This is a genomic window from Marinomonas rhizomae (assembly GCF_003315485.1).
Classification (GTDB): Bacteria; Pseudomonadota; Gammaproteobacteria; order Pseudomonadales; family Marinomonadaceae; genus Marinomonas; species Marinomonas rhizomae.
Window position 1 is genome coordinate 190,171 of sequence record NZ_QNSE01000007.1, and the last position, 16,100, is coordinate 206,270.

The 16,100-nt window shown below is 45.6% G+C and carries 13 protein-coding genes; 9 read left to right on the forward strand and 4 right to left on the reverse strand.

The genetic code is table 11. The features are described from left to right. Positions 1 to 59: 59 nt before the first annotated feature. Positions 60 to 1,448 (forward strand): DNA repair protein RadA, encoded by a 1,389-nt coding sequence (radA, locus tag DFP80_RS10555; RefSeq protein ID WP_113916763.1) that lies wholly within the window; start codon positions 60 to 62, stop codon positions 1,446 to 1,448. Here the strand turns inward: radA and DFP80_RS10560 are convergent. The 3 genes from DFP80_RS10560 to DFP80_RS10570 all read right to left on the reverse strand — a co-directional run bounded on the left by DFP80_RS10560 (position 1,445) and on the right by DFP80_RS10570 (position 4,069). Further along, positions 1,445 to 1,729, reverse strand: coding sequence for a DUF1289 domain-containing protein (locus DFP80_RS10560; RefSeq protein WP_113916764.1), 285 nt, complete (start codon positions 1,727 to 1,729; stop codon positions 1,445 to 1,447). The two genes, radA and DFP80_RS10560, sit on opposite strands and share 4 nt — an antisense overlap. 33 nt (positions 1,730 to 1,762) lie before the next feature. Then, positions 1,763 to 2,374, reverse strand: coding sequence for a COG3904 family protein (locus DFP80_RS10565; RefSeq protein ID WP_113916765.1), 612 nt, complete (start codon positions 2,372 to 2,374; stop codon positions 1,763 to 1,765). Between the two features lie 204 nt (positions 2,375 to 2,578). Continuing rightward, positions 2,579 to 4,069, reverse strand: a complete 1,491-nt coding sequence (locus DFP80_RS10570) for a CoA-acylating methylmalonate-semialdehyde dehydrogenase (protein WP_113916766.1) — start codon at positions 4,067 to 4,069, stop codon at positions 2,579 to 2,581. A gap of 176 nt (positions 4,070 to 4,245) precedes the next feature. Here DFP80_RS10570 and DFP80_RS10575 point away from each other — a divergent pair, with 176 nt between their 5' ends. The 4 genes from DFP80_RS10575 to DFP80_RS10590 all read left to right on the forward strand — a co-directional run bounded on the left by DFP80_RS10575 (position 4,246) and on the right by DFP80_RS10590 (position 10,573). Next, positions 4,246 to 5,154, forward strand: a complete 909-nt coding sequence (locus DFP80_RS10575; RefSeq protein WP_113916767.1) for a LysR family transcriptional regulator — start codon at positions 4,246 to 4,248, stop codon at positions 5,152 to 5,154. Positions 5,155 to 5,318: 164 nt separating this feature from the next. Then, a complete protein-coding gene (locus DFP80_RS10580) occupies positions 5,319 to 6,434 on the forward strand; it encodes an efflux RND transporter periplasmic adaptor subunit (RefSeq protein WP_113916768.1) in 1,116 nt (371 codons plus the stop codon). Then, positions 6,434 to 9,517: an efflux RND transporter permease subunit gene (locus tag DFP80_RS10585; RefSeq protein WP_113916769.1), complete on the forward strand. Its 3,084-nt coding sequence runs from the start codon at positions 6,434 to 6,436 to the stop codon at positions 9,515 to 9,517. The genes DFP80_RS10580 and DFP80_RS10585 overlap by 1 nt, the downstream gene beginning before the upstream one ends. Positions 9,518 to 9,592: 75 nt before the next feature. Next, positions 9,593 to 10,573 (forward strand): LysR family transcriptional regulator, encoded by a 981-nt coding sequence (locus tag DFP80_RS10590; RefSeq protein WP_113916770.1) that lies wholly within the window; start codon positions 9,593 to 9,595, stop codon positions 10,571 to 10,573. Positions 10,574 to 10,593: 20 nt separating this feature from the next. On the opposite strand, the gene DFP80_RS10595 is transcribed toward DFP80_RS10590, so the two are convergent. Continuing rightward, entirely contained in the window at positions 10,594 to 10,815 is a 222-nt protein-coding gene (locus DFP80_RS10595; protein ID WP_113916771.1) for a DUF1653 domain-containing protein, read from the reverse strand. Between the two features lie 153 nt (positions 10,816 to 10,968). On the opposite strand from DFP80_RS10595, the gene astA (DFP80_RS10600) reads away from it, so the two are divergent. The 4 genes from astA (DFP80_RS10600) (at position 10,969) to astB (ending at position 16,031) form a co-directional block, all read left to right on the forward strand. Continuing rightward, positions 10,969 to 11,982, forward strand: a complete 1,014-nt coding sequence (gene astA / locus DFP80_RS10600) for an arginine N-succinyltransferase (protein WP_113916772.1) — start codon at positions 10,969 to 10,971, stop codon at positions 11,980 to 11,982. A 70-nt stretch (positions 11,983 to 12,052) separates the two neighbouring features. Next, a complete protein-coding gene (gene astA, locus DFP80_RS10605; protein ID WP_113916773.1) occupies positions 12,053 to 13,105 on the forward strand; it encodes an arginine N-succinyltransferase in 1,053 nt (350 codons plus the stop codon). Between the two features lie 52 nt (positions 13,106 to 13,157). Further along, positions 13,158 to 14,630 (forward strand): succinylglutamate-semialdehyde dehydrogenase, encoded by a 1,473-nt coding sequence (astD, locus tag DFP80_RS10610; RefSeq protein WP_113916774.1) that lies wholly within the window; start codon positions 13,158 to 13,160, stop codon positions 14,628 to 14,630. A 54-nt stretch (positions 14,631 to 14,684) separates the two neighbouring features. Continuing rightward, on the forward strand, positions 14,685 to 16,031 hold the full coding sequence (astB, locus tag DFP80_RS10615) for an N-succinylarginine dihydrolase (RefSeq protein WP_113916775.1): 1,347 nt from the start codon (positions 14,685 to 14,687) through the stop codon (positions 16,029 to 16,031). Positions 16,032 to 16,100: the final 69 nt, after the last annotated feature.

Below are 16,100 nucleotides of genomic sequence, written 5' to 3' on the forward strand. Positions count from 1 at the left end.
GAAGCCGCTTTTTCCTGTGATAACATGGACGTTATCGTAATATCTTAAAGAGACCTCTCATGGCCAAAGCTAAAACCGCCTTTGTCTGCAATGAATGTGGAGCCGACTACGCAAAATGGCAAGGACAATGCCAAGCCTGCAGCGCGTGGAATTCCCTATCTGAAATTCGCCTGACGTCGGGTAAAACCTCAGCTCGTGTTTCCGCTAGCCAAGATCCTCGTTATCAGGGTTACGCCGGTGCAGTAACGGGCATTCAGAATTTGTCCGATGTGGATTTGGGTGATGTGCCTCGCTTTAGCTCTGGCGCAAACGAGTTCGACCGAGTACTCGGCGGTGGCTTAGTTCCCGGTGGTGTGGTGCTAATTGGCGGCCATCCCGGCGCAGGGAAAAGTACTTTATTGCTGCAAACCATGTGTTGGCTGGCGCAACAACAAACAGCCTTATATGTAACAGGAGAGGAATCTCTCCAACAAGTCGCTATGCGAGCACAGCGCCTTGGGCTACCAACACAAAACCTAAAAATGCTGTCAGAAACCAATGTGGAAGCAATTTTAACCATTGCTCAACAAGTCAAACCTAAAGTCATGGTCATCGACTCGATCCAAGTGATGCATTTGGACGGCGTTGAATCCGCACCCGGCAGTGTGTCACAAGTTCGGGAAAGTGCCGCCGTCTTAACGCGCTTTGCCAAGCAAACACAGACCGCTGTGTTGCTTGTCGGACATGTTACCAAAGACGGTTCTTTAGCGGGGCCAAAGGTTCTTGAGCACATGGTCGACTGCTCGGTATTGCTAGAAGGCTCTGAAGACTCTCGCTTTCGTACCCTGCGTGGCATGAAAAACCGCTTTGGCGCTATTAATGAGCTAGGTGTTTTCGCCATGCTCGAAAACGGCTTAAAAGAAGTCAAAAACCCAAGCTCTATTTTCTTAAACCGCAGTAATCACCCGGCCGCTGGTAGCCTAGTTATGGTGGTTTGGGAAGGTACGCGTCCATTATTGGTGGAGCTTCAAGCCTTGGTCGATGAGTCAGCCTTAGGCAATCCAAGACGCGTCACAGTAGGCTTTGACCATAATCGTCTGGCAATGCTATTGGCGGTATTACACAAACACGGTGGTTTACTGACATCAGATCAAGATGTGTATTTAAACGTAGTAGGTGGTGTAAAAGTACTGGAAACCAGTGCCGATCTCGCGGCCATTGCAGCCGTCGTATCCAGCTTTCGCGATCGAGTATTACCACATGATTTGGTCGTGCTTGGGGAAGTTGGGCTATCCGGTGAAATCCGCCCAGTACCATCCGGTCAAGAGCGTATAAGTGAAGCGGCTAAACATGGGTTTACCAGAGCCGTAGTGCCAAAAGCCAATTGCCCGAAAAAACCGATTGAAGGCATGACCGTTATTGGTGTGGACCGTTTATCAGAAGCGCTTGACGCAATTTTTGAAAATTAATCATTGCTTAGCTCAAACAAGTCCGTAATCAACTCATCTTCCATACCGTATGGAAGTGCTTTGGCAGAATCCGCTTCTAATCGTTCTTGGCGCGCTTTTAATAAACGCATTCGCCGTTGTTTACATAAATCCAAGACATGATGGCGCGCTTCATTGGACAGAGAAAACCATTGAAAGCGCTCTTCTCTGCTGCGTAAACACCCTTTGCAAAACCCTTTTTTACTGTTTTCACATACGCCACGGCAAGGGCTTTCTATGGCAAACAGTTCTATTTGTTCCATATTCCCTCGCTTTAGACGTTTTCATTGTCGGTGTTATTGGGTTACAAGCTGATAGTCGTATACTTCTTCAGGCGACAAAAAATACACCCGATCTGCTGGTGCGGCATCCAAAGAAAACCAATAAAATCGCTCTGGCACCCCCATTTCCAGATAGAAGTTCACATAAGCAGCATGTACCGGATCTGCAACATTCACATTCACTGCTTGCATCTTTGTGCCATCAGACCAAGCATGTACACCGACCCCTGCACCTGCGCCTATGGTTCTTTTCACACCACCTAAGAATAGATCAACGCCTCCAGAAAGCACGTAACCTGTCGGAGCTATGTGTGTGTTTAACCCTAAACGCCGAATCAAACGTGCGCCTTCCATTGTCGCTTGCTGATCAGTAGAGCCTGGAATATCAACCAGAACCAAATCCGTAACATTCGGACTGTCTTTCACAAGGTCACTTAATTCGTCAACCAAGTCACTGCCCAACACCCCAGACAAATAAGCAGTATTGTTCTCAACCTCAATATTCAACTGATCACCTAATTCAGCATCCGCTGATTTTACCGACGGCATCATGCAGCCCGTTAGTAAAACTGCAGCAAAAAACGATAGCCAGCGCATCGTATTTAAGCCAAGTTTTTTAGAATTCATACCGCACCAAAAAAATTAAAAAAGCATCATAGCATTGAGCAATATTAGGTCAAAAGAAACTATGATTGGCAAGGGTTTAGCCATTGTTATTACTTCAAATAATACGAGATCAAAAAAATGGCCGCTCATCTAGGGATTAGCGGCCATAAAAACACTTCTAATCACTTAATTAGAAATGCCTGAGAAGACTCTGATTTTCCGGTACTAAGATGGGAACGAAAAGCTCTTGCCTTCACGAACACCTGCAGAAGGCCAACGTTGCGTAATCGTTTTACGTTTTGTGTAAAAACGCACAGCATCTGGGCCATAGGCATGCAGATCCCCAAACAAAGAACGCTTCCAACCACCAAAGCTGTGATACGCCACTGGCACGGGTAAAGGGACATTGATCCCCACCATGCCCACTTCAATGTGATCAGAAAAGTAACGCGCCGCTTCGCCATCACGAGTGAAAATACAGGTACCGTTGCCGTACTCATGATCATTAATGAGCGTCATCGCTTCTTCCATGGTATCGACACGAACCACCTGCAAAACCGGTCCAAAAATTTCTTGTTGGTAACTTTCCATCTCTTTGGTGACACCATCAATCAATGTCGCTCCCACAAAGAAACCATTTTCATACCCAGAGACTTGCGGCTGACGACCATCCACTACTACCTCAGCGCCTTGTTTCTCCGCACTGTCGATAAAGCCTACCACCTTGTCTTTATGCTCTTTGGTAATCACTGGACCAAAATCGTTACTCTTATCAGAGCATTCACCGACTTTTAAAGGAATCATGGCCTCTTTCATTTTCGCCACTAACTGATCCCCTGCCGCTTGTCCCACTGCAACGGCCACAGACAAGGCCATACAACGTTCACCAGAAGAACCAAATGCCGCGCCAAGTAGCTGACTCACCACGTTATCCATGTCTGCATCCGGCATGACAATGGCGTGATTTTTCGCGCCACCTAATGCTTGGCAACGTTTTCCGTTAGCACTGGCTTTACTGTAAATATATTCAGCAATCGGCGTTGAACCGACGAAGCTCACCGCTTTCACTCGTTTATCTTCTAATAAAGTGTCTACGGCCACTTTATCGCCATTCACCACATTGAAAACACCGGCAGGCAAACCAGCTTCATGCAATAGCTCAGCGATAAACAAGGCGGTACTTGGATCTCGTTCGGAAGGTTTTAAGATAAAGGTGTTACCGCAAACAATGGCCATCGGGAACATCCATAAAGGCACCATCGCTGGGAAATTAAAAGGTGTTATGCCAGCGACCACGCCCAATGGCTGAAATTCGCTCCACGAATCAATATTCGGACCAACGTTCTTACTGAATTCTCCTTTAAGTAACTCAGGAGCACCGCAAGCATATTCCACGTTTTCAATTCCACGCTGTAATTCACCGGCCGCATCGTGGCAAATCTTGCCATGTTCTGCGCCGATCAACTCACAAATTTTATCAGCATGCTGTTCCAACAACGCTTTGTAATTGAACATAATACGCGCGCGTTTCAGAGCAGGCGTATTTCGCCATTCTGGGTACGCAGCTTGCGCCACAGCGATGGCTTCTTCGACTGTTTCACGCGGTGCAATCGCAACCTGCTTCGCTACCTCACCTGTTGCTGGGTTAAACACATCTTGCTTTCGTTCAGCCGCTTGTGACGTTTTTCCGCCAATAAGGTGTCCGATCAATTCCATAACAACTCCATATCTTCGGTAAAATTCGATTGCGAATTTGATGTTTTAAAAAATGCACTGTTGACGCTACTATGCCAATGGTAATAGATTATAAAAAGTCGATTTTATTAACCCTTAGTTAAGCTTTAGATTAACTATAAATTTTCTTTAGTCATCACGAAAAAGAGCCGTCATATATGAAAACCTTCCAAAGTCAGATCAGTGATGCCGACCTTAGGATTTTGCGAATTTACAAAACCGTGGTGGAATGTGGCGGTTTTTCTGCCGCGGAAGTGGTGCTTAATATCAGCAGAGCAGCGATCAGTATCGCCATTTCGGATTTGGAAACACGCTTAGGCTTTCGACTTTGTCAGCGCGGGCGATCCGGCTTTTCACTAACTAATGAAGGCAGTCAGGTCTATGAACACACACTGCAATTATTGTCTTCCATTGAAGATTTTCGCACCCACATCAATGCGCTTCACCAGCATCTAAAAGGTGAATTAAACATTGGTATTACCGACAATCTTGTCACCTTACCTCATACTCGCATTACACATTCTTTAGCAGGATTAAAAGACAAAGGGCCGCAAGTCACGGTGAACATTCGAATGATTCCCCCAACGGACGTGGAACGAGGAGTATTAGATGGCGGTTTGCATGTTGGCATAGTGCCGGATTTAAAAATCCTCAGCGGATTGGAATACCATCATTTGTATGAGGAGGAATCCAAGCTCTATTGCAGTAACACGCATCCGTTATTCGATATGGACGACCAAAAAATTAGCAAGGCGAAATTGAAAAACTATGATGCGGTTTTACCCGCCTATGCTCAAACCCCTGAAATCAAAGCCCAACACCAACCCTTACAAGCCAGTGCTACGGCCACAGACCGAGAAGGCGTGGCTTTCCTCATATTAACAGGTCGATATATTGGCTTTTTACCGGATCACGTAGCCGCACATTGGGAAAGAGATGGACGAATGCGTTCCATCCTACCAAACGAATGCCGATATATTACGCAATTCTCAGCCATTACGCGCAAAGGCGCTAGAACCAATCTAGTACTGGAAACCTTTTTAAAAGAATTGGAAAAAACGGCTTAAATTTATACATATTTTCCCAAAAATAAAGCCTTAATAAATACAGCATTGTTAGTTGTATTCCAAAAACAGTATATCTTTAATATATATTTAAAAATTTATATCGTGACGCAAGAGATATAAAATAGATTCATCTAATTATTTTCAATTTATTGACGGAGCAACCAATGACACGCGCAAAGCGACTGAATATGATGATGGGCGTCACCTTAGCGACTTCGCTATTTCTGACGGCCTGTTCATCCGAAAGCCCTGAAGAGACTAGCGTTGAAAAAGAAATCATCCGACCTGCTAAATTACTGACAATCCAATCAACAGACGCGATCAACATTCGACGTTTTCCCGCAGAACTGCAGGCCAGTGAAGAAACGGACATTGCTTTTCGCGTTGGCGGTCAATTGAATACCCTAAACGTGGTTGCGGGTCAGAAAGTAAAAAAAGGCGATTTGCTCGCTTCTCTTGACACCACAGACTTTAAACTTGAGGTTGAGCTGGCGGAAGCTAATCAACGTTTGGCCGAAGCACAATTCAAACGCATCCAAACCATGCTAAAACAAAACGCGACGACTAAATCTCAATATGATTCAACCAAAGCCACGTTAGATCAAGCAAACAATGCCCTTCAGAGTGCCCGTAACCAACTTAAATACACCAAGGTATACGCGCCCTTTAATGGTGTCATTTCAAATGTAGACACAGAGAATTTCCAGTATGTCAGTGCAGCTCAAACATTAATGCACATGCAAGACATCGAGAATTTGGACGTTGATTTTGAAGTACCTGAAAGCTTAGTGGTTAGCATCAAAAGCACCCATTCAGACTACCGCCCTCGTGTTATTGTCGATGTGGCACCCACAGAAGTCTTCCATGCGGCGTACAAAGAGCACAACACCTCACCAAACGCGACCACAATGGCGTATGAAGTGACTATGCATTTGATTCGCAACGATGAAAACCAACACACTCTATTACCAGGTATGACCGCCAACGTAGACATTGATGTCAGCATTCTATTGGGCAAAAAACGTCATATTACGGTTCCAGTTGAAGCGGTATTACGCCATGAGAATACACAAACAGGCGAAGCCAACAGCACCGTTTGGGTTTTTAACAGCGACAGCCATAAAGTAGAGGCTCGTGAAGTTACACTGGGTGCTTTAGAAGGCAATCAGGTTGAGATCATTGAAGGACTAAGCGCTGGCGAAAGAGTCGTTGCCGCTGGTGTTCACAGCTTAACCGATGGCATGGAAGTTCGCCCTTGGACACGTGAGCGAGGCCTATAATGGATATTGCTGCTTATTTTATAAAACGCAAAGTCACCAGCTGGATGGTGACGCTTATTTTGTTAATCGGTGGTGTCATCGCCTTTACCAATTTAGGTCAGCTTGAAGACCCTGCCTTCACCATCAAGGACTCCTTGATCATAACCACCTACCCTGGCGCCTCACCAGAACAAGTGGAAGAGGAAGTCACCTATCCGATTGAGCGGGAACTACAAAACTTGCCTTACGTTGACAAAATTGTGTCGACCTCTAAAGCGGGTTATTCAAAAGTTCAATTAACCATCAAAGACACTTATCGTGCGGAGCAGCTAAAGCAAATATGGGACGAAGTTCGTAAGAAAATTCGTGACATTACCGGCAGCTTTCCATCTGGAGTCAACACACCTGTGGTCTTAGATGACTTCGGTGACGTTTACGGTGTTATGCTGGCCATTCATGGCGAAGGCTATCCTTACAAAGATCTCGAAAACTACGTGGATTATGTAAAACGAGAGTTAGTCTTGGTGGAAGGTGTGGCAAAAGTTACTGTCGCGGCCGAACAAGACGAACAAGTGTCGATTGAGATTTCTCGCTCTAAAATGGCCAATATGGGCATTGCACCTAGCGAATTACAGACGCTTTTAGCCAACCAAAACAGTGTGTCTAACGCAGGTCGAGTAAAAGTCGGCAGCGAATATGTTCGTATCAGCCCAACAGGGGAATTCAACGACATTTCTGAGTTGGAAAACCTCATTGTCGGGACACCAATTGATGGCAACCTTATTCGTTTAAAAGACATAGCAACGATCAAACGAGAATACGTGGAACCGAAAACCCACATTGTCGATTTCAATGGAGCTGAGTCTTTGCTTCTTGGTGTGTCCTTCTCTAGCAATGTTAACGTAGTAAAGATCGGCGAACGCCTTGAAAAACGCATTGACGAATTACAATACCAACAACCCGTTGGTATTAGTATGGACCCGATTTATTTCCAATCAAAAGAGGTCGATCGTTCGGTAGCAAACTTCCTACTCAACCTAGTAGAAGCCGTTGGCATCGTTATTTTAGTGCTCTTGGTCTTCATGGGGATTCGCTCTGGTATCCTCATTGGTATCGTATTGTTACTGACCATTTTAGGCACCTTTATTGTGATGGATTATTTCCAGATCAATTTACAACGAATTTCCCTTGGCGGCTTGATCATTGCGCTCGGGATGTTGGTGGATAACGCCATTGTTGTCACCGAAGGTGTATTGATTGGCATGCAGCGCGGTAAAACCAAACTACAAGCTGCCAGTGACGTCGTAAAACAGACCAAGTGGCCTCTTCTTGGCGCGACAATTATCGCCATTACAGCTTTCGCGCCAATTGGTTTATCACCAGACTCCGTCGGTGAATTCGTTGGTTCCTTGTTCTACGTATTGCTCATTTCACTGCTTTTAAGCTGGATTACCGCCATTACGCTGACGCCTTTTTTCTGTGACCTTTTCTTCAAAGATCAAATCCAACAAGCTCAGCAAGAAGGAGACTCTTCGGAAGAAAACGATCCATACAAGGGCTTTATCTTTACCGCTTATAAATGGCTACTCGACAAAGCCATGCATTACCGTTGGGTCACTGTCATTCTATTGGTTGGCAGTTTGTTTACCGCTGGTTGGGCATTCCAATTTGTTAAACAAGCTTTCTTCCCCCCTTCTACTACACCAATGTTCTATATGGACATTCAAATGCCAGAAGGTACTCACATCGACAGTACTTACGATAAAGTACGCGTGATTGAGAAAGACTTACTGAAAGACGACCGTATTGAGTTCGTAACCTCGACCACAGGTCAAGGTGCTTTGCGTTTCATGCTGACCTACAATGCCGAGCAAACTAACTCCAGTTACGCTCAATTCATTGTTCGTACGAAAACCAAAGAAGAGATCCCAGGCCTATTAAAAGACCTGTATCACAAGATGCAGGAAGAATACCCAGAGCTAGAAGTGAAGCTACAACGTTTGCAATTAGGGCCAGCAAGTGGCGCAAAATTGGAAACCCGTATTAGTGGGCCTGATCCAAAAATGCTGCGTCAATTCAGCGCTCAAGTTCAACAGGTTTATCGTGAAGACGGTGGACTCGAAAGTATCAAAGACGATTGGCGTCAGCCTGTTAAGGTATTACGTCCTATCTTTAATGATGCTCAAGCTCGTCGCCTAGGCATCAGTAAAACTGAACTGGACGAAGTCTTATTGACCAACTTCACCGGCTCGCAAATTGGCTTATACCGTGAAGGGACAGACTTGTTACCTATCGTTCGTAAAGCGCCAGAAAGCGAAAGCATGTCGATTGACCAGATCCGAGATCTGCAAATTTACAGCCCAGCTTCCGGCTCTTATGTAACACTGTCTACCCTGGTCTCTGGCTTTGAAACCGTATGGGAAGATCCGATTATCGAACGTCGTGATCGTAAACGTACCATCACAGTCATGGCCGATCCGAAAATTCTTGGTGACGAAACCGCGATGGCGATTTTTAACCGTACCAAGGACAAAATTGAAGCCATCGAGCTACCACCGGGTTACAGCTTAGAATGGGGTGGTGAATACGAGAGCAGCACCGACGCACAGGCGAACATTTTCAGCGCCTTGCCGATGGGCTACCTATTCATGTTCATCATTACCATTCTGCTATTTAACTCGGTTCGTGTACCACTCACCATCTGGTTCTGTGTACCGCTGGCGTTAATTGGTGTGTCGACTGGTTTGTTGGTGATGAACTCCGCATTTAGCTTCATGGCGTTGCTTGGGTTCTTAAGTTTGTCAGGGATGACGGTGAAAAACGGCATCGTACTAGCAGACCAAATTAACTATGAATTGGAGCAAGGCACTGAGACATACGAAGCCATCTTCAACTCAGCCGTCAGTCGTGTACGTCCAGTTTGTATGGCCGCCATCACGACTATTTTAGGCATGATTCCATTGCTATTTGATGCTTTCTTTGAAGGCATGGCGGTGGTGATATCCTTCGGTCTTGGCTTTGCCACTATCTTGACCTTGATCGCCGTGCCTGTGTTCTACGCCATGTTGTTCCGAGTAAAATATCGCTCTCATAAGGACTTCTAGTAGAGCATCCACTTACGGAAAAAGCGTCTTGCGATTGTCGCAAGGCGCAATTCCGCTTTAATCATGGAGAAGATGATGCATTTAGACGAAATCTTAAAACTGGATATTAAGTTACTCGTCGCGTTCGTTACCATTATGGAAGAAGGCAGCGTATCTCGCGCTGCTGAACGACTTGGAGTAACGCAACCAGCACTAAGCAAAAGCTTACAGCGTCTTAGAGAATTATTTAAAGACTCTCTTTTTACTCGCCAAGCTTATGGCCTAAGCCCAACCGCGCGAGCCTCTGAATTACACGATTTAATTCAGCCCATTTTAAATTCTCTTTCTGAGTTAATGAACCCGAACTCCCTAGACTTAACAAATCTGGATCGGCGTTTTAAACTACGTGTGGACGAAGGGGACTTAGAAAACTTTATCGAGCCACTATTGGCATCCTTACAATATCAAGCACCATGCATGCGATTAGCCATAAGTTCATGGGGGGATTCTCACTTAGATGAGCTCATTTCAGGCAATGTAGACTTGGGAATCATGCGCATCAATGACACACCAGGTAACGTTCGCAGTAAACTCATAGGCTACATGGAAGCTTGCATTATATTAAGCGAAGCGCACCCGCTCTATCATAAAGAAGAATTAACCGTTACAGAGCTACTATCTCATAAAGTAGTAACACATCACTTACGCCCTAACCGACGCAGCTCTTTTTCAAAAACAGAACAGAAATTAAAACAACAAGGACATATAATTCAGCCGAATCTAGAAACAGATAGTCTAATGGTTGCAATGCAAGCAGTAAAAAGAGGCATGGCACTTGTCACCTCTCGCTCAATTGGAGATTTATTCTTACAAGTGATGTGTGAGAAAGCCCATTTTTATCCCGTAAAATTATTACCAATCCCCAAAGAAGTATTAGATCTAGACGAATACAATGGTCGACACCCTATCCACATTTTCTGGCATGAACGCTTTAACAACGACCTTGCTCATCGCTGGTTACGAGAGCAAATCATTTACTTTATGCGCGAGTCGCCATGGATGCACCCGCCAACTTAATACATCCATGTTTAAGAGTACTAGTCCGCGTTGCGCTCGGCTCTAAGCCAGTCAAAACGCGGGATTCTTTCACCGTTTATTTCAACTGTTTCTTGAAACATGCTTAAGGGTCTTGCCCACCAGCCAAATTCGCCATACAGGGCCTGATAAATCACCAGTTCCTCTTCTGTTTCGCTGTGTGTGGCCACTCGCTCAACCCAATAAAGCGCCCCTTTATAATGCTGATAAACGCCCGCCTTCATATTAAAAACCTCTATACTTTTTAAAAATCGACCATAATTAGCCAATATCTAGAAAAACCTGTCGCTAATGCGAAAGTTCTTCTCTTACACGTCTTACATAACTCAGCCATAATACTCACATATTATGGCCCTAACCCATTTCTAGGATTTTTTATGTATCTAGTACGACCAGTTGATTTTGCAGATCTTCCCGCACTGGAACGCCTTGCCCAACAAGCAGGCATTGGTATTACAAATTTTCCAGCAAACCGAGAACGTCTCAACGACAAAATCGCCTCTTCGCGCCGCTCTTTTCAAACCGATGTTATACAGCCAGGCGACGAATCCTACTTGTTTGTGTTGGTGGATACCAGCAATGAACAAATTGTTGGTTGTTGCGGTATCGACGCCATGGTCGGAGTGGATACCCCATTTTATAGCTATCGAATTGATGAAGTGGTTCACGCGTCGCCACAACTACAAATTCATAATCGCATTCCGGCTCTCTTTTTATGCCATGACTACAGCGGAACCAGTCGACTCATCGCCTTAGTGGTCGACAAAGCTCACCAGAATTCCGTTGCCATGTCTTTATTATCCAGAGCACGCTTACTTTTTATTGCTCGCTATCCAGAACGTTTTACCAAGCGCTTATTTGCCGAGTTACGCGGTGAAAGTGACAAGCAGGGTTACTCTGCTTTTTGGGATGCCTTGGGGAAACACTTTTTTACCATGGACTTCAAGAAAGCCGACTATCTTTCCGGCGTGAGTAATAAAAACTTCATTGCGGAATTAATGCCACGCTACCCGATTTATGTTCCGACTTTACCAGAGGCCGCACAAGAATCCATTGGCGTCGTGCATGAAGACTCAGGACAAAGCGCCGATATATTATTGGATGAAGGCTTCGAATTCCGTGGCTATGTAGACATTTTTGATGCTGGCCCAAGTATTGAAGCCAGAACAGAAAGCCTACATACCATCGTCAACCAAAAAACAGACAAAGCTCTGTCACTAACAGAAACATCAAAAGGCGCTATACACCTGATTTCAGCAGGACATTTAGAAAGCTTTAGAGTCACAGCCGCGCCTGCCGAACCACAAGTAGCAGGCTTAGCCGTAGAAAAGACGACTCAAGAAAGATTGGGAATAACGACAGGAAAACGCATCCAGTGGGTTGCCCTATAAACAATAATAACCGCCTGCTTGGCCTTAATAACCGTCAAAAGCAGCTTAATTAAATACGAGGAACACCATCATGATGGTCATACGTCCCATCTCTCAGAATGACCTAAAGTCACTATATCGGCTTGCAGAAAAAACCGGCATTGGTTTTACCTCTCTGGTGTCTGACGAAGCCACTCTGCAAAAGAAAATCGACGGAGCCGTGCGTTCTTTTAACAAAGAGAATATCAGCAAACCACATAATGAAGACTACTTGATGGTACTTGAGGACACGACAACAGGCGACATCGTTGGTACCTGTGGCATATTAGCAACCGTTGGCCTTGATGAGCCCTTTTACAGCTATCACCTAGGTACCATTACCCATGCATCTCGTGAACTTGGTGTACATAACGCTGTTCCAACCCTAATACTCAATAATGATTTCACTGGATTCAGTGAAATCTGCACACTGTTTTTGGAAGAGGATTATCGTCATTCAAAAAACGGTCAACTACTTTCTAAAGCCCGTTTTATGTTCATGGCACAATTTCCCGAACGCTTTACCGAAAAAGTTTTTGCAGAAATGCGTGGCGTTAGTGACGAAAATGGTATTTCCCCTTTATGGGAAAGCCTTGGTCGTCACTTTTTTTCTATTGACTTCAAAGAGGCTGATGAGCTTACGTCTCAGGGCAACAAGCAGTTTATTGCTGAACTTATGCCAAACAACCCAGTTTACGTTAACTTGCTGCCACAAGAAGCCCGTGACGTATTGGGTCAAGTTCATCAAAACACCATTCCGGCTCGTCGGCTACTAGAGCAAGAAGGCTTTCGCTACGAAAATTACGTCGATATTTTTGACGGCGGCCCAAGTTTGGAAGCTCGAGTTCAAGACATTCGCGCCGTCCGAGACAGCCGACTTTGCCTTGCAAACATAGGCCAGCCGAAAAGTACCTCTACAAGCAAGAGCGAAGGGAATTACTATCTAGTATCTAATGCCAAAGTGAAGGATTTTCGCTGCATTTTGATTCAACGTTCAATACCACCTGGTAGCGCTATGACCTTGACCCAAGAAGAAGCTGACACACTCAGCATTACAAACAAAGAACCCGTTCGAATCGTGGAACTATCACCCTATTCAAGATAAGTGTGTTTAGCCTTTACTGGAAATAAAAACGCACGAATTAACAGGAGTCACCATGAAACAAGCACAATATATCAACGGTCAATGGGTAGCAGGCGAAGGCCAACTACTCTCTTCTATCGACCCAGCAGATGCCAGTTTAGTATGGCAAGCCAACACCGCCACGTCTGGCCAAGTAGATTTAGCCATCAATGCCGCTCGCACAGCGTTTCCTAGTTGGGCGAATCGCCCTTTAGAAGAACGTATGGCGATTATTGAAACCTTCGTAGAATTGCTAAAAGAGCATAGCGAAGAAATTGCGACGGTTATCAGCCGCGAAACTGGCAAACCTATTTGGGAAACTCGTACCGAAGCTGCGGCTATGGTAGGCAAAGTGGCGATATCCAAGCAGGCATATCATGAAAGAACAGGTGAAAAAACCACGCCTATGCCAGGTGCCACGGCTCGATTACGCCATCGCCCTCATGGTGTGGTTGCGGTATTCGGCCCATATAATTTCCCCGGACATTTGCCCAATGGCCACATAGTGCCAGCACTGATTGCCGGAAACACAGTGGTTTTTAAACCCAGCGAACAAGCACCAGCGACATCAGATTTAATCATTCAGTTATGGGAAAAAGCGGGCTTACCTGCTGGTGTACTTAACTTGATTCAGGGCGAACGTGAGACGGGCGTTGCTTTGGCCAATCACCACGGAATTGACGGATTATTTTTCACCGGCAGCCCACAAGTAGGCCATATATTACATAAAGATTTTGCCGGTCATCCGGGCAAAATCTTGGCATTAGAAATGGGCGGTAATAATCCCTTATTAGTCTCTGATAAAGTGGCAGACCAACGAGCAGCCGTCCATGAAATAATCCAGTCAGCCTTTATCTCAGCAGGACAACGTTGTACTTGCGCCCGTCGTTTATTATTGCCGAAAGGCCCGTTAGGCGACGCAATTTTGCAGTCACTTGTCACCGCGACAAAAGCCCTAAAAATTGACCGTTTCGATGCCGTCGAACAACCTTTCATCGGCCCTGTAGTATCAGCCCAAGCAGCCGATGGTTTACTGCAGGCTTACCAAAAACTAATCAAATTAGGCGCCTCTCCGATTTTAGAAATGACACGTGGCGACAGCCAAACCGGCTTTGTCACACCTGGTATTATTGATGCCACAAGTATACTAAACGAGCTTCCAGATCAGGAATACTTTGGTCCATTGCTTACGGTGATTCGCTATGACTCTTTGGATCAAGCCATGACCATTGCCAACAACACCAAGTTTGGTCTGTCTGCCGGCCTTTTATCCGACGATGCAGCCGAGTACGAATGGTTCTTACAGCACAGCCGTGCTGGCATTATTAATTGGAACCGCCAAACCACAGGCGCATCAAGCAACGCACCATTTGGTGGTACAGGTGCCAGTGGTAACCATAGAGCAAGCGCTTACTACGCCGCCGATTATTGCGCCTACCCAGTTGCTAGCATTGAGGCCGATAGCTTAACCATGCCAGAAAAACTAGGACACGGCATAAAGCTTTAAAACCGCTAGACAATAGAACAGACAACTTAGATTCAGCTATAAGCAGAGGTAATTATGAACACAGCGACAGAAGCCAATTTTGACGGCTTAGTGGGCCCAACCCACAACTACAGCGGCCTATCTTTTGGTAATGTCGCTTCATTAAATAACTCGGCACGTCCATCCAATCCGAAAGCCGCGGCAAAGCAAGGCTTAGTAAAGATGAAAGCCTTAGCTGACATGGGCTTTGTACAAGGCGTACTGGCCCCCCATGAACGTCCTCATATTCCAACCTTGCGCCGTTTAGGTTTTTCAGGCAGTGATGCCAACATATTAGAGCAAGCTGCCAAACAAGCACCTAAGCTACTTGCTGCCGTTAGCTCCGCGTCATGCATGTGGACAGCCAATGCCGCAACAGTATCCCCAAGCGGAGATACCAGCGACCAGCGAGTGCATTTCACGCCTGCAAACCTAGTGAATAAGTTTCATCGTTCCATCGAACACGAGACCACAGGTGCGATTTTGCAAGCGACCTTCAGTGACGATAAACACTTCGTTCATCATCCAGCACTACCGAGTGTTGACCACTTCGGTGACGAGGGCGCAGCCAACCACACTCGCTTTTGTCATGGTTATGGCGAACAGGGCATCGAATTTTTTGTATATGGTATGGAAGCGTTCAACAACAGCGCTCCTAAACCTGCTAAATTTCCGGCTCGTCACACCTTAGAGGCATCACAAGCGGTTGCTCGACGTCATGGTTTATTAGCGGACCAAGTGGTTTACGCACAGCAAAACCCAGACGTCATAGACGCAGGTGTTTTCCACAACGACGTCATCGCTGTAGGTAATCGCAACGCGCACTTTTACCATCAAGAAGCTTTCTTAGACACAGCTAAAATGAAGCAAGATCTGCTTGCCGCTTGGGGAGACAGAGCATCTAAATTTCACCTAATTGAAGTACCAAGCAATGCCGTATCAGTACAAGACTGTATTCAGTCTTACCTGTTTAACAGCCAGTTATTAAGCCGTGGCAACGATGACATGATTTTAGTTGTACCAGGAGAGTGCGAAAATAATCCAGCCGTTTGGGCGTATTTGAATAGCCTAGTGACTGGCCAATCGCCAATCAATGAGATCAAAGTCTTCGACCTCAAGCAAAGTATGAGTAACGGCGGTGGCCCGGCTTGTCTTCGACTTCGTGTCGCCCTAACGCAAGCTGAACAGCAAGCCATTAATCCATCGACGCTAATGAACGATACCTTGTTTGAGCGTTTGAATACTTGGGTCGACAAGCATTACCGCAACGAACTACACGAAAAAGACTTGGCTGACCCTCAGCTATTAATCGAAAGTCGAAACGCATTGGATGAACTGACTCAGATAATGAACTTAGGAAGCGTCTACGAATTTCAGCGGTAGGATTATCAACCCAACTAAATGCTACTCCCCGACCAAGGGTTGGGGACAAAAATGCCTTAGCTCCTCCCT

What these genes read in the sequence shown, in the direction of transcription:
- DFP80_RS10590 (WP_113916770.1), top strand. Translation starts at nt 9,593, where the DNA reads ATGCATTTAGACGAAATCTTAAAACTGGATATTAAGTTACTCGTCGCG.
- astA (WP_113916773.1), top strand. Translation starts at nt 12,053, where the DNA reads ATGATGGTCATACGTCCCATCTCTCAGAATGACCTAAAGTCACTATAT.
- astB (WP_113916775.1), top strand. Translation starts at nt 14,685, where the DNA reads ATGAACACAGCGACAGAAGCCAATTTTGACGGCTTAGTGGGCCCAACC.
- astD (WP_113916774.1), top strand. Translation starts at nt 13,158, where the DNA reads ATGAAACAAGCACAATATATCAACGGTCAATGGGTAGCAGGCGAAGGC.
- DFP80_RS10560 (WP_113916764.1), bottom strand. Translation starts at nt 1,729, where the DNA reads ATGGAACAAATAGAACTGTTTGCCATAGAAAGCCCTTGCCGTGGCGTA.
- DFP80_RS10595 (WP_113916771.1), bottom strand. Translation starts at nt 10,815, where the DNA reads ATGAAGGCGGGCGTTTATCAGCATTATAAAGGGGCGCTTTATTGGGTT.
- DFP80_RS10565 (WP_113916765.1), bottom strand. Translation starts at nt 2,374, where the DNA reads ATGAATTCTAAAAAACTTGGCTTAAATACGATGCGCTGGCTATCGTTT.
- DFP80_RS10585 (WP_113916769.1), top strand. Translation starts at nt 6,434, where the DNA reads ATGGATATTGCTGCTTATTTTATAAAACGCAAAGTCACCAGCTGGATG.
- DFP80_RS10575 (WP_113916767.1), top strand. Translation starts at nt 4,246, where the DNA reads ATGAAAACCTTCCAAAGTCAGATCAGTGATGCCGACCTTAGGATTTTG.
- DFP80_RS10570 (WP_113916766.1), bottom strand. Translation starts at nt 4,069, where the DNA reads ATGGAATTGATCGGACACCTTATTGGCGGAAAAACGTCACAAGCGGCT.
- radA (WP_113916763.1), top strand. Translation starts at nt 60, where the DNA reads ATGGCCAAAGCTAAAACCGCCTTTGTCTGCAATGAATGTGGAGCCGAC.
- DFP80_RS10580 (WP_113916768.1), top strand. Translation starts at nt 5,319, where the DNA reads ATGACACGCGCAAAGCGACTGAATATGATGATGGGCGTCACCTTAGCG.
- astA (WP_113916772.1), top strand. Translation starts at nt 10,969, where the DNA reads ATGTATCTAGTACGACCAGTTGATTTTGCAGATCTTCCCGCACTGGAA.